The sequence below is a fragment of the Ruegeria sp. ABD4_443 genome, from assembly GCF_056160865.1.
In genome coordinates this window covers 145,876-158,252 of the sequence record NZ_JBSWYA010000003.1, presented here as the reverse complement: position 1 = coordinate 158,252, position 12,377 = coordinate 145,876, and the positions used below count along the sequence as shown (strand labels likewise).

Sequence of the window (12,377 nt, the reverse complement as noted above, 5' to 3'; positions counted from 1 at the left end):
GCTTGCCGCTTTCTAGCATCTTTCAGGATTGATTGCTAGTATGGCAGTATGGTACGAGACATGCGGAGGAGACGAATCGCGATGGCATACCGGCTTGCACCCAGTGAGACTGAATCGAAGGAAATCGACCCGATGTCGGCCATCGCGCCGCAGATCTATGCCCGTCTGCGCGACGCCATCATCCGCAATGCCTTCCCCCCCGGCGAACGCCTGTCCGAGGCCGAGATCGCCCGCAGCTACGGCGTCAGCCGTCAACCGGTGCGCGAGGCTTTCATCAAGCTGGCCAGCGAGGATTTGCTGGCAATCCTGCCGCAACGTGGCACCAGCGTGACCAAGATCGGCTATTCTGCGGTGCTTGACGCGCGCTTTCTGCGCGAAGCCATCGAAGCCGATATCGCAAAGATCCTGGCGCAATCCCCCGACCCCACGTTGATCCGGGAATTGCGCGACCAGTTGAAAGCCCAGTCAAAAGTGGCGCGGTCCGATCCGCTTGATTTCATCGGGCTGGACGAACGCTTTCACCGGACCCTGGCCGATGCCGCCGGAAAGCGCGGCACCTGGCGCCTGATCGAGGGGCTGAAATCGCAAATGGACCGGGTGCGCTTTCTGTCGCTCGGCCATTTCCCGGTCAAGAAGCTGATCGACCAGCACACCGCCGTTGTCGATTGCATCGCGGCAGGAGACATCGCAGGGGCCAACTCGGCCATGCGCGGCCATCTGCGCGAAGTGCTGAGCGACCTGCCGCAAATCAGTGCGGCCAACCCGGAATTTTTCGACCTGTCGGACGGGGATTATCCCGATCCGGTCAATGCACCTATCCAAGGAGGAGTGGACAAATGACAATCAAGTGGAAACTGACAGCGGCTGCGGCGGCTATGGTTGCGCTGGTGGGCGGCACGGTTCAGGCGCAGGACATGACGCTAAAGCTGGGCCACCTGGCCAACGAAGAAAACCCGTGGCACCTAGCCTCGGTCAAGTTTGGCGAGGAGCTTTCCGCATTGACCGACGGGCGCATCGCCGTCGAGGTCTTCCCCAACGAGTCGCTCGGCAAAGAGATTGACCTGATCAACGGCATGCAGCTGGGCACCGTCGACATGACGATCACCGGCGAAAGCCTGCAAAACTGGGCGCCCAAGGCTGCGCTTTTGGCGGTTCCCTATGCTTTCAAATCCATCGAGGACATGGACGCCTTTGCCTCGGGTGAGACCGGGGAAGAGATCAAGCAGCAGATCGTCGAAAAGGTGCAAATCCGCCCGATCGCCTATTTCGCCCGCGGTGCGCGCGACCTGACCTCGAACCGTCCGATTGCCCATCCCGATGATTTGCAAGGCCTGAAGATGCGCGTGCCGAACGTGCCGCTGTTTGTCGACGTCTGGTCGGCGCTTGGCGCAAGCCCCGGTCCGATGGCGTTCTCGGAAGTCTTCACCAGCTTGCAGAACGGCACAATCGAGTCACAGGAAAACCCGCTGGCGCTGATCCGTTCGGCCAGCTTCTACGAGGTGCAAAGCCACGTGAACCTGACCGACCACGTGCGGTCCTGGATTTACCTGACCATCGCCGAATCCACCTGGAACAAGCTGAGCGAAGACGACCAGGCCGCCGTAATGGAGGCCGCCGCCCGCGCCCAGGCCTATGAGCGCGAGCTGTTCGACCAGAGCCTCGCCGCCGACCGCGCCTTTCTGGAGGAAAAAGGCATGACCTTTGTCGAGGTCGACGCCGCCGCCTTCCAGGCCGCCGCGAAGGACGCGGTGCTGGCCAACGTCAACGACGAGATCAAACCGATCGTCGAAGACCTGTTCTCGAACTGAGACCGCACCGCTCTCCGGCGCTGCCGCTTCCCGGCGCCGGAGACCCCTTTTCCGATTTCAGGTCCCCGCCCGTGCCACGTGCCGACAGAATAATCCACTTGATCACCCGCGTTGCCCAATGGGGCACCGGGCTGTCCTTTGCGCTCTTGATCGGGGCCGTGCTGTTGCAGGTCATCGGCCGGTTGACCGGCTTCGCCCCGGTCTGGACCGAAGAGCTGACCCGCTATGCGCTGCTTTTTGCCGTGGCCTTCGGGGCCGGGCTGGCGTTCCGGTCCGGCGATCTGGTGAATGTCGACGTGGTCTGTGAATATCTGCCCGGTCGATTGCCTTGGCTTTTGCGGCTGTTCTCGGCCATCGCCACGGGCGCGCTGGCGGTTTACCTGCTGCCCCACGCCTGGCGCTATGTCGAAATCGGCAAGATGCAAACATCGCCCGCCCTGGGCGTGCGCATGGATATCATCCATTTTACCGTCTTCCTGATGCTGGTCTTTCTGGCGGTTTTCGCGGCCCTGCGCGTGCTGGGAATGGTGACCGGCGCCGAAGACGGCAAGCCCGTCAAACCCGAAGAGGATCTCTGAGCCATGGACGTTGTCGTTCTGTTTTCCGTCTTCGTCGGTGGGCTGACCCTGGGAATTCCGGTGGCGATCACGCTTGGCCTGTCGTCGCTGGCCTACCTGCTGTTGGCCGGGATTCCGCCCGTGGTCATGCCGCAGAAAATGTATGCGGGGATGGATGTCTTTGTCCTGCTTTCGATCCCCGGTTTCATCCTTGCCGGCAACCTGATGAACCAGGGTGGCATCACCGGGCGCATCATCCGCTTTGCCAACGCGCTGGTCGGCTGGATCAAGGGCGGGTTGGGTCTGACCAATATCGCGGCCTCGATGCTGTTTGGCGGGATTACCGGCACGGCGGTGGCTGATGCCGCTTCGATCGGCGGCGTGATGATCCCCGGCATGAAAAAGGCGGGCTACCCGGCGGATTTCTCGGCCGCTGTCACCGCCGCATCCTCGACCGTGGGGCCGATCATCCCGCCCTCGGTGCCGATGATCATCGTCGGCGCGCTGTCGGGCATTTCGGTGGGCCAGATGTTTCTGGCGGGCGCCATCCCCGGCATACTGATGGGGCTGGCGATGATGGGCACGGCCTATGTGATTTCGGCCCGGCGCAATTTTCCGCGTCAGGAATGGCAGGGCGTGAGCGAAGTCGGCCGGTCCTTTGCGGGGGCCTTCTGGGCGCTGGCGATGACCTTTCTGATCATATACGGGCTGCTTTCGGGCCTTGCCACGCCGACCGAAACCGCCGTCGTGGCCAGCGTCTATGCCCTTGTCGTCGGTGCCTTCATCTATCGCGAATTGCCGTTGCACAAGATCCCCGGCATCCTTGTCGAAAGCGCGACCTCTGCTGCTGGCATCCTGGCTTTGGTGGGCTTTGCCAATGTCTTTGGCTGGATCCTGGTCTCGGAACGCATCCCGCAGGCCATTGCCGACGGCGTGCTTGGCATCACTGACAACAAGTTCCTGGTGATCTTGCTGATCAATTTGCTTCTGCTGTTCGTTGGCATGTTCATGGAGACAATCGCCGCGCTGATCATCCTCTTCGTGCCTCTGCTGTCGCTGGCACAGGCAGTGGGCATCGAGCCGCTGCATTTTGCCACCTTCGCGGTGTTGAACCTGATGATCGGCCTGACCACTCCGCCGGTGGGCGTCTGCCTGTTTGTCTGCGCCGGCATCGCCCGGCTGCCCCTGATGCCGGTGGTGATCGCCATCTTGCCGTTCCTTCTGACCAATATCCTTGTGCTGCTGGCCGTCAGCTATTTCCCGCCGCTGGCGACCTGGCTGCCCTCGCTCCTGACCAACTGAGGCCCCGACATGAAAACCCGCGTCTGCCGTCTGTACGGCCAAAACGACCTTCGCATCGAAACCGAAGAGGTGGCGACACCCGGCGAGGGTCAGGTCCTACTGGCCATTGCCAGGGGCGGTATCTGCGGATCGGACATGCATTACCTGTCGGATGGCGGCATCGGCACGATCCGCGTGCGCGAGCCGATCATCCTTGGCCACGAGGCTTCGGGCCGGGTGGTCAAAGTCGGGCCGGGCGTAACCGCGCTTGCACCGGGTGACGGGGTGGCGATCAACCCCTCGCAGGCTTGCGGCACATGCAGCTATTGCACCGAAGGTTTGCCGATGCATTGCCTGAACATGCGCTTTAACGGCTCGGCCATGCGCCTGCCCCATGAACAGGGGCTGTTTCGCGACCGGATCGTGGTGAATGCCGCACAATGCATCAAGCTGCCCGAAGACGCCGACCTGGGCGCAGTGGCCTGCGCCGAACCCTTGGCCGTCTGTCTGCACGCCCTGCGCATGGCCGGAGATGTCACCGGCAAACGCGTTCTGGTCACCGGCGCCGGGCCCATCGGCATCCTTTGCGCAGCCGCTGCCGCCGAGGCAGGCGCGGCCGAAGTGGTGGTCACCGACCTGCAGGACGCGGTGCTTGAGGTGGCCCAGCAAATGGGCGCCACCCGCACCATCAACGTCGCACGCGACGGTGTCGAGATGGAACGTTATGCGGAAGAAAAGGGATATTTTCATATCGCCTTCGAATGTTCTGCCGCGGGTCCGGCCATCAAATCCGCCGTTGCCGCCTTGCGCCCCCGCGGCGTTCTTGTTCAGGTCGGCGTGACGGGCGACACGCCGATGCCCGTGAACATGCTGGTCGCCAAGGAAATCCACCTGCAAGGCACGCACCGCTTCCACGAGGAGTTTGCCGACGCGGTCGCGGCCATCACTTCTGGCCGCATCGACACGCGCCCGATCGTCACCGGGCAATACCAGCTGGAAGACGCCGCCGACGCATTTGAGGCGGCAGCGGACCGGTCGAAATCGGTCAAGGTTCACATCGCATTTTCGGATTGACCCGACCGCAGCTCAAACCACGCAGTGGCTTTGGCTGCTGAGGTCGCGACTGTGTTGAAACCCCCTCGGGGCGGTTCACGCGACCGGGTCGAAACCCATCAAAAATCCCCCGGGGCGCATTGCAGGCAAACCAACCCCTGTGCGCGCCAGAATTCAACGACAGAACTGCGGTCGTCGAACACGATCCAGGGGTCGAACCCGTCGTTGCGCATCCGGTCCAGCAACAATTTCTTGACCTCAGGGTCGCTCAGACCGTCGGCGTCCGAGGGGCGCAGGTAAATCCCCTCATATGGCAGATCGTTTTGATCCAGCCATGCCCTGGTGTAGTCCGCCCATCCCTCGGGGCGCCCCGAGCACAGCACAACCGCTTCGCCCCCTGCCACCAACTGCCGGTAGACACGCGCCACCGGCTCGATCACCGGGGCCGAGGCCATGGCTTCGTGAAAATGCTGCCAGTGCTTGTTCTGGCCATGGACGAGATGACCCAATCTGGCCGCATCGAATTCCGCAAGCGTTCCGTCGATGTCGAAAATCACGCAGCGGCGGCTGGTTGGGGGAATGTCACGCATCTATGTGCTCCTTGTGGTGGGTTCCGGTCCAGAGAAACGCATGTGGAACCGCATTTTCGGCGCGCGCGCCGACGCTTGCCTGTCCGGTCAGCAGGCGCGTGGCCCGGATCACACCCGAGTGACACACGATCACCGCCGGACGATCGCCAGCCAGCAGCAGGCAATCCCGTATCGCACGGTGAACCCGGCGGATCATGGCGGCCCAGTCTTCGCCGTGTTCGGGGTGGCTGTCCCTTGGGGGCAATTGGTCCAGGGGCAACCCTTCGTAGCGCCCCCAGTTACGCTCAACGAGGTCGGGGTGCGGATTGATCGGCAGGTTCGGAAATCCGATCTGCGCGGTCTCGGTCGCGCGGCGCATCGGGCTGGCGAACAGAGCGACATCATCGGGCCAGGCATATCGGGAAAGCCCTGCGGCCTGCGCACGCCCCGTTTCCGTCAGGTCGACGTCCAGACAGCCGGCGATGATGCCGTCGCGGTTGGCGGTTGTTTCGCCATGACGGATCACGGTGAAACTGCGCGCAGGCAATGGCGGTAGATCTGCCGGGGTCATAACGCGATCCTTTCATGCAGGAAAACTTCGGTGTCAAAGCCTGCTTCCAGGAAATACTCCTCTGGCAGGGTGCAAAAGGCCGGCGCAAACCGGCGCGCGCCCAGACGGCGCAGCATGCGGATCTGATCCGACAGCGGCGGATGCACGTTCCAGCGCCGAAAATACCCACCGTCGACCTTTTCGATGCCGCGGGCATGGGCCGTCATGTGGCCAGTGAAAACCACATGCGCATCACGGCCAAGACGTCCGCCTTCGCGCCAGGCCCGCACATAGCCCCAAGCCGCGCCGCCATCGGCGTTGGGGGTGTCGCAGACCAGAAACCGCGCCTCGTCCAGATCGCCACGGCTGAGCAATGGCGCAACTTCCTGTGCGTTCGCACTGACACCGTTGGTTGCCAATGCAGCCCGCAGCGCCGTGCGGCATTCGGGGTCAAGCATCACGCTGTCGGGTCCGTAGCGACGCAGCAAGTGCAAAGCCAGCTCGCCAGCCCGCCCGGACGGGGGCACCGGAAACAGGACCTGGCCGGGCAGGGAGTCAAGAAGCGCGTCCAGCGCCGTCAGCCGCATGGCCTGGGTCACATCATCCAGATGATAGCTGCAATCAAGGATCGCCGTGGCGGCGGGCGGCGGCGGGTCAAAGGCAAACCACTGGGATTCCTCGGACCAGTCACCGGAATAGAACAGCCCCTCGCCCAGATTGAAATGCAGCCAGCACCCACCCAGCGCGTGACCGTTGCGCCCGGTCGTCACCGCCACACCACCGATCAGGGTGGTGCCCTGTTCCGGCAGCGGGCGCAGGTCGGTCGAGGGCGGCAGCGCGTTCGCCGTGCGCCGGGTGGCATGGATGGGAAGCCCCGCCTCGACCGCGTGGGCAGCACCGCCGATATGGTCGATGTGGTCATGGGTGATAAAGACAGCATCGACCCCGTCCAGCCAGACGGGATCAAAATTCGCGTTGGCTTCGGGGCCAAAGCCGCAATCAAGCAGCCAGCGATGGCCGCCGGTTTCCAGCAGCATGCAGGCCGGACCTTTGTCGCCGATCCCGGACAGGACCGTTACATAATGCATGGTTTCCTCGTGACTTCAGGTTTCGGCAAAGGCCCAGGGGGTCGACAGGGTCAGACCCAGCTGCTCGCCCGGCGCGTGCCGTGCGGGTGATCGCGCCATCAGCTCTGCGCCACCCGCCGTGCGCAACCCAAGGCGGTACTGCCCACCCAGATAGGTGCAGCGTTCCACCCGTGCCCGCAGCACGCCCGCCTCGCCCAGCGTGATGTTTTCCGGCCGCAGACAGCTGAGCGTCGGGGCGGCGCAGTCGCTTTTGACGCGGATGCGCCGATCCAGCAAGGTGACCTCGGCGCCGTCCTCGGTGGGTTTCGGATCGCTGACGGGCACAACGCAGCCTTCGCCAATGAACCCCGCGACAAAGCGGTTTTGCGGACGGGCATAAAGCCGTTCGGGCGTGTCGAATTGCACGATGCGACCGGCCTCCATCACCGCGATGCGATCGGCCATCGCCATGGCCTCGGCCTGATCGTGGGTGACATAGACCATGGTGGCGCCGGTGCGCTGATGAAAATCCGAGAATACGGCCTGCATCGACGCGCGCAGGGCCACGTCCAGATTTGCAAGTGGTTCGTCCAGCAACACCGCCGTCGGGTCCGTGACCAGACAGCGGGCCAGGGCGACGCGCTGACGTTGACCGCCGGACAGGTCCGAGGGCATCCGATCCGCATAAGGCCCCAGCGCGGTCGCCTCTAGCGCGGCATCGATCCGGCGCGAACGCTCGGCCCTGGGCACGCCCCGCACCTCGAGCGGATAGCCTACATTGCGCCGCACGTTCATATGCGGCCAAAGCGCGTAGGACTGGAAGACGAACCCGATATTGCGCGCCTCGGGGGGCTGCATGTGGCCGGTATCGGCATTAGCAACCTCTTGCGGGCCAATGTGGATTTGCCCGGTGCTGGGATGTTCGAACCCGGCCAGCAGGCGCAGAAGGGTGGATTTGCCACAGCCCGACGGACCCAGCAGCGCGACGAATTCGCCATCGGCAATCTCGGCGGTGATGTCTGCAAGCGCGGGCGTGCCGTCAAAGCTTTTGCCGACAGTATCAAGCGTCAGTTTTGCCATGGAACAACTCCTTTGGGCAGGCGGCCAGAGGTCAGCTGGATCACACCCATCAAGGCGATCACCACCACGACAACGGCCATCGCGACGGCCGAGGCCATCACCGTTTCGCCGCTGTCGTCCAGGTTGAAGATCACGACGCCCAGCGTTTCAGTCCCCGAAGACCACAGCAGCGCCGAGACGGTCAGTTCGTTGAACGCCGTCAGAAACACCAAAATGGCCCCGGCAGCGGCGGATGGCGCGGTCAGCGGCAGGATGATGTCCCTCAGGCGGCGCGGCAGCGAGGCGCCGACCGATTGCGCCGCCTCGTTCATCGCTGGATCAAGCTGTTTCAGGCTGGATTGCACAGGCCGGAACATCACGGCGAAAAAGCGGGCCAGATAGGCCAGAAAGATGATCCAGATGGTGCCGTAGAATGTGAAATCCGTGAACGGCAGGTTGATCAGCAGCAGGATCATGGCGATGGCCAGAACCACGCCAGGCAGGGCATAAGGCAGGTCCAGAAGGTTGTCGAACAGGCGGCCCAGCCGGGTTGGATGCCGCTCCATCAGCCATGCCAGAGGCAGGCACAGGGCCATCAGCAGAACCGCCGCGCCGATCGACAGGCTGAACGAATTGACAAAGGCCCGCGTGGTGGCGGGCTGGCGGAACAGCGCCTCGTACCAGCCGGTCAGCGACAGCGTGTCCCAGCGCAGAGGCACGCCATAGGCAGGCACCAGCGAGGTGGCCAGCAAGCCCAACAGCGGAAGCACCAGAATGGCAAGGATAACGAACCACAGCGCGATCTCGATTGGCAGTCGGGCGCGGCCCAGCGGGATCGACAATGCCCGTGATGCACTGCCGACCAGATGCACCTTTTGGCGGCGCTGGATCAGCCGTTGCAGCAGGATGCCCGCGACGGCGACAGCGCCGATCAAGATCGCCAAGACGGCGACCTCGGCCAGAACGGTTGTGCCCAGTCCCGCAAGGCGCTGATAGATCAATGTGGGCAAGGTGGAATACCCCGCCGGTATCCCCAGCATGGCGGGAATGCCAAAGTTTCCAAGCGCCGTGACAAAGGTGATGGCGATACCGGCGGCAAGGCTGGGCAGGCTCAGTGGCAACACGATCTGCCACCAGACGCGCAACCCGTGCGCTCCGGAAATCCGCGCCGCCTCGACCACGTCCTGCGGGATCGAACGCAGACCTGCGCGCAGGGTCAGAAATATGATCGAGCTGTGTTGAATGCCCAGCAACAGGATGATGCCGCCGGGCGAATACAGCGGCTGGGGCGCGCCAAGCGGCGGTGCCAGACCCAGCGTTTTCAGCAGAACCGAGGATGGCCCCATAAGCTGTGTCCATGACAGGGCGGTAATCTGTGGCGGGATCATCATCGGGATCATCAGGCAGAAAACCAGCGCCGCCTTGCGCCGCAGATCGGTCAGCGCGACCAGAAAGGCGAAGATGCTGCCGATGATCACCGAGATCAGCGTGCCGAACCCTGCCGTTACCAGAGAATGACGCAGCGCGGATTGGGTCGCGTTACGCGTCAGAACGTCGTGCAGAAAGACAAGGTTCAGCCCGCCCCCGACAATAATGCCTTCGACGAACAATCGCGCTACGGGCGCGAGGGTCAGGAAAATCGCGACCAGCAGCACAAAGGACAGCAGCCGGCCCTCGGACCGGCTGCGTCCCGCATGTAGCGGCAGGTATGTCATTCAGCACCGAAAAGGTCAGCGAATTTCGCCTTGTTGGTTTCGGCATCCGACAGAGCCTGGGCCGGATCGAACGCCATCAGCTTGACCTCGTCACGGGCCGGAAAGCCTTCGGGCATGCCCATTCCGTTACGCGCCGGGATATAGCCCATCTCAAGCACCAGATCCTGACCTGGCTGCGACAATACGAAATCAACGAATTTCTGCGCGGTTTCGACGTTTTTGGCGCTGTCCAAAATCGCGACCGGCTCGGTCACGTAAGAAACGCCTTCTTTCGGGAACACGAACTCGACCGGCGAGCCGTCGGCCTTGTTTCGGATGGCCAGAAAATCAACAACGACGCCATAAGGTTTTTCACCCGACGCGACGGCCTTGAACGTGCCCCCGTTGCCGCCCTTGGCGCGCGCCTCGTTCGAAGCCAGTTGGCCGTAATAGTCCCAGCCCAGGTCCGCATCGCCGGTCAGGGTCGCCAGATGGATCAGCGCCGCACCGGAATACAGCGGCGAGGGCATCGCAATCTGACCTTTCAGGGCCGGGTCCGCCAGATCGGACCAGCTTTCGGGCTGCGCCGCCGCACCGGTGTTGTAGACGATGCCGCTGGTGATCAGCTTGGTCGAATGGTAATAGCCATCCGCGCTGTAAAGCGCGGGGTCATAAGCCTCGGCCTCGGGCGATTTGTAGGCTTTCAGAAGCCCCTCTTGCGCCATGCCTTCCAGTGTCACCGTATCGGCGATCAGCAATACGTCGGGTTGCGGATTGCCGGCCTCGATCTCGGCGCGCAGACGGGCCATCAGCTTGGTCGTGCCGTCGCGGACCCAGTCGACCTCGACGCCGGGATGGGCGGCGGTGAATGCATCGACGGTCTTTTGCGCGTCGGCATTGGGCTGCGAGGTGTAAAGGGTCAGGGTTTCCGCGTAAGACGCAGTTGCGGCAACAACAACGGCGGCGGCAGACAGAAGGGTTTTCATCCGAGCTCTCCAGATTGGCTTTCGTACGAAAGGTGAGTGGCGCCCTTATGGGATGGGTATGAAACTGTTTTGTGACGGTTTCGGCAAAGTTTTATTACCTTGCCAACTTCCACCCCCGGTTGTTATTCCGAATGCCAACGACACTTCCCTTTCGAAGGAAAGCGAATGAGGCGGCACGAGATGACCCGACGCAGAGACCAGATCATCGGTCTTTTGTGTGACCACCCTGAGATGTCCGCAGCAGAGCTGGCAGAGCGGCTGCAGGTCTCGGTTCAAACCATTCGTGCCGATTTGCGTGATTTGGACGAGGCGTTGCTGGTGCAGCGCCGAAACGGTCTGGTCCGGCTACGGCAGCAATCCGAGAATGTCGGCTATACCCCTCGGGTCAGTGTTGCCCGGAGTGAAAAGCGTCGCATTGCCCTTGCCGTCAAGGAATTGGTCCCGGATGGCGCGCGCATTGCCTTGGGCACCGGAACCACTGTTGAAAACTGCGCGCAATTTTTGGCAGTTCGAAAAAGGTTGTTTGTTGCGACAAACAACCTTCACGCGGTGATTGCGTTGCAACAGGCGCCAGAGGCGCAGGTAAGTCTGGCGGGGGGCGTCGTACGGTTGCGCGACCTTGACCTGATCGGCACTGCAAGCACCGGGTTCTTTGCCGGCTATCGGGTGGAACAGGCGATTTTCAGCTGCGGCGGCATTTCGGACAGCGGTGAGGTCTTGGACTACAACCTCGAAGAAGTAGCGGCCAGAACGGCAATCGCCGATTGCGCAAACCAAAAAGTCCTTGTCGTAGACAGCACGAAATTCGGACGTGATCTGCCATGTCGAAACCGTGTTATTTGGGATTATGACGTCATCGTAACCGGACAGGACCTGTCCGAGCCGCTTCGCGCCGCGTGCCAAGATGCAGGGTGCCAGGTGATCAAAGTGGCCGTCGACGGATAAGGTCATCGACCTGCCCAAAGGGTCAGGGGCAGCCGCCTTTTTCCGCTTTTGCCGCAGGATTCAACGCATGGTATTCTTGGGATTAAGGCGCAAGCTCATTCTGCGGACGTAAGGGAGCACCAGATGAAGCGACTATTCCCCTCGTTGCCGGACAACGCGACGCTCGGCAACGTATACCAGGCGTTCCCGGAAAAACTTGCGCCGCTATGCGCCTATGAAAGTCTGGTGATGAGGGGCGAAAGCGATCTTTCGGTGGCAGAACGGGAACTGATTGCGGCCTATGTATCGGGTTTGAACGCCTGTGCATATTGCCATGACGCCCATATCGTTTTCGCCAAGGCCTATGGAATTGACGTCGAAATCATTGAAGCCCTGATGGAAGACCGTGAAACCGCCCCGGTCCAGGAAAGCCTGAAACCGATACTTGCGTATATTGAAAAACTCACGGTCTCGCCATCGCGGATGACAGAAGCGGATGCGCGCGCGGTCTATGCGGCCGGCTGGTCGGAACGTGCCTTGTTCGATGCGATCCAGGTTTGCGCTGTGTTCAACCTGATAAATCGTTTCATCGAAGGAACCGGCGTCCAAAGCCCTGGGACCGACCCCAGAGAAGCCGACGAGGCGACTTTGGAAAGATGTCGAAAGGATACGTTCTATACGGACTTTGGCAGGCAGAACGGTGTGAACGTCTGACGTGTCTCAAATGCGTCGACACAAGGTCGGCCGACGGTTCTGTCGCGAAGTTTCAGTTAAAGGAAGAGACCGCGCCCATTTGTGTAATGTGCATTTTTACCGGCTTTTGCGCACC

Annotated in this window: 13 protein-coding genes; 7 read left to right on the top strand and 6 right to left on the bottom strand. The window is 62.1% G+C overall.

The annotated features are described in order from the left end of the window. Positions 1-81: 81 nt before the first annotated feature. From ACXAG8_RS07865 to ACXAG8_RS07845, 5 genes are all read left to right on the top strand, one after another. Positions 82-840 (top strand): GntR family transcriptional regulator, encoded by a 759-nt coding sequence (locus ACXAG8_RS07865; RefSeq protein WP_475223274.1) that lies wholly within the window; start codon positions 82-84, stop codon positions 838-840. Further along, positions 837-1,808: a TRAP transporter substrate-binding protein gene (locus ACXAG8_RS07860; RefSeq protein WP_475223273.1), complete on the top strand. Its 972-nt coding sequence runs from the start codon at positions 837-839 to the stop codon at positions 1,806-1,808. Before ACXAG8_RS07865 ends, ACXAG8_RS07860 begins: the two co-directional genes overlap by 4 nt. A gap of 98 nt (positions 1,809-1,906) precedes the next feature. Then, complete coding sequence (locus ACXAG8_RS07855; protein WP_475223272.1) at positions 1,907-2,386, top strand: TRAP transporter small permease; 480 nt, start codon at positions 1,907-1,909, stop codon at positions 2,384-2,386. 3 nt (positions 2,387-2,389) lie between these two features. After that, positions 2,390-3,667, top strand: coding sequence for a TRAP transporter large permease (locus ACXAG8_RS07850; protein ID WP_475223270.1), 1,278 nt, complete (start codon positions 2,390-2,392; stop codon positions 3,665-3,667). A 9-nt stretch (positions 3,668-3,676) separates the two neighbouring features. After that, the gene (locus tag ACXAG8_RS07845; RefSeq protein ID WP_475223268.1) at positions 3,677-4,720 is read left to right on the top strand and encodes an L-idonate 5-dehydrogenase; all 1,044 of its coding nucleotides are present in this window, start codon (positions 3,677-3,679) and stop codon (positions 4,718-4,720) included. A gap of 98 nt (positions 4,721-4,818) precedes the next feature. On the opposite strand, the gene ACXAG8_RS07840 is transcribed toward ACXAG8_RS07845, so the two are convergent. Genes ACXAG8_RS07840 through ACXAG8_RS07815 form a run of 6 tightly spaced genes read right to left on the bottom strand, consistent with a single transcriptional unit; the run spans position 4,819 to position 10,624 of the window. Further along, the gene (locus tag ACXAG8_RS07840; RefSeq protein ID WP_475223267.1) at positions 4,819-5,289 is read right to left on the bottom strand and encodes a phosphatase domain-containing protein; all 471 of its coding nucleotides are present in this window, start codon (positions 5,287-5,289) and stop codon (positions 4,819-4,821) included. Further along, positions 5,282-5,839: a histidine phosphatase family protein gene (locus ACXAG8_RS07835; RefSeq protein WP_475223265.1), complete on the bottom strand. Its 558-nt coding sequence runs from the start codon at positions 5,837-5,839 to the stop codon at positions 5,282-5,284. Before ACXAG8_RS07835 ends, ACXAG8_RS07840 begins: the two co-directional genes overlap by 8 nt. Next, positions 5,836-6,906: an MBL fold metallo-hydrolase gene (locus ACXAG8_RS07830; RefSeq protein WP_475223264.1), complete on the bottom strand. Its 1,071-nt coding sequence runs from the start codon at positions 6,904-6,906 to the stop codon at positions 5,836-5,838. The genes ACXAG8_RS07835 and ACXAG8_RS07830 overlap by 4 nt, the downstream gene beginning before the upstream one ends. A 15-nt stretch (positions 6,907-6,921) precedes the next feature. Further along, positions 6,922-7,965, bottom strand: coding sequence for an ABC transporter ATP-binding protein (locus ACXAG8_RS07825; RefSeq protein WP_475223262.1), 1,044 nt, complete (start codon positions 7,963-7,965; stop codon positions 6,922-6,924). Then, a complete protein-coding gene (locus tag ACXAG8_RS07820) occupies positions 7,953-9,659 on the bottom strand; it encodes an ABC transporter permease (RefSeq protein WP_475223261.1) in 1,707 nt (568 codons plus the stop codon). Before ACXAG8_RS07820 ends, ACXAG8_RS07825 begins: the two co-directional genes overlap by 13 nt. Continuing rightward, positions 9,656-10,624, bottom strand: coding sequence for an ABC transporter substrate-binding protein (locus ACXAG8_RS07815; RefSeq protein ID WP_475223259.1), 969 nt, complete (start codon positions 10,622-10,624; stop codon positions 9,656-9,658). The genes ACXAG8_RS07820 and ACXAG8_RS07815 overlap by 4 nt, the downstream gene beginning before the upstream one ends. Before the next feature lie 165 nt (positions 10,625-10,789). Between ACXAG8_RS07815 and ACXAG8_RS07810 the strand changes: the two genes are divergently transcribed. Beyond that, on the top strand, positions 10,790-11,569 hold the full coding sequence (locus ACXAG8_RS07810) for a DeoR/GlpR family DNA-binding transcription regulator (RefSeq protein ID WP_475223258.1): 780 nt from the start codon (positions 10,790-10,792) through the stop codon (positions 11,567-11,569). A gap of 48 nt (positions 11,570-11,617) precedes the next feature. Beyond that, positions 11,618-12,262: a carboxymuconolactone decarboxylase family protein gene (locus ACXAG8_RS07805; RefSeq protein ID WP_475223257.1), complete on the top strand. Its 645-nt coding sequence runs from the start codon at positions 11,618-11,620 to the stop codon at positions 12,260-12,262. Positions 12,263-12,377: the final 115 nt, after the last annotated feature.

Bases quoted from the DNA above. Each gene is read 5' to 3' on its own strand.
- ACXAG8_RS07810 (WP_475223258.1), top strand. From the start codon at position 10,790: ATGAGGCGGCACGAGATGACCCGACGCAGAGACCAGATCATCGGTCTT.
- ACXAG8_RS07845 (WP_475223268.1), top strand. From the start codon at position 3,677: ATGAAAACCCGCGTCTGCCGTCTGTACGGCCAAAACGACCTTCGCATC.
- ACXAG8_RS07815 (WP_475223259.1), bottom strand. From the start codon at position 10,624: ATGAAAACCCTTCTGTCTGCCGCCGCCGTTGTTGTTGCCGCAACTGCG.
- ACXAG8_RS07830 (WP_475223264.1), bottom strand. From the start codon at position 6,906: ATGCATTATGTAACGGTCCTGTCCGGGATCGGCGACAAAGGTCCGGCC.
- ACXAG8_RS07865 (WP_475223274.1), top strand. From the start codon at position 82: ATGGCATACCGGCTTGCACCCAGTGAGACTGAATCGAAGGAAATCGAC.
- ACXAG8_RS07820 (WP_475223261.1), bottom strand. From the start codon at position 9,659: ATGACATACCTGCCGCTACATGCGGGACGCAGCCGGTCCGAGGGCCGG.
- ACXAG8_RS07840 (WP_475223267.1), bottom strand. From the start codon at position 5,289: ATGCGTGACATTCCCCCAACCAGCCGCCGCTGCGTGATTTTCGACATC.
- ACXAG8_RS07860 (WP_475223273.1), top strand. From the start codon at position 837: ATGACAATCAAGTGGAAACTGACAGCGGCTGCGGCGGCTATGGTTGCG.
- ACXAG8_RS07825 (WP_475223262.1), bottom strand. From the start codon at position 7,965: ATGGCAAAACTGACGCTTGATACTGTCGGCAAAAGCTTTGACGGCACG.
- ACXAG8_RS07850 (WP_475223270.1), top strand. From the start codon at position 2,390: ATGGACGTTGTCGTTCTGTTTTCCGTCTTCGTCGGTGGGCTGACCCTG.
- ACXAG8_RS07835 (WP_475223265.1), bottom strand. From the start codon at position 5,839: ATGACCCCGGCAGATCTACCGCCATTGCCTGCGCGCAGTTTCACCGTG.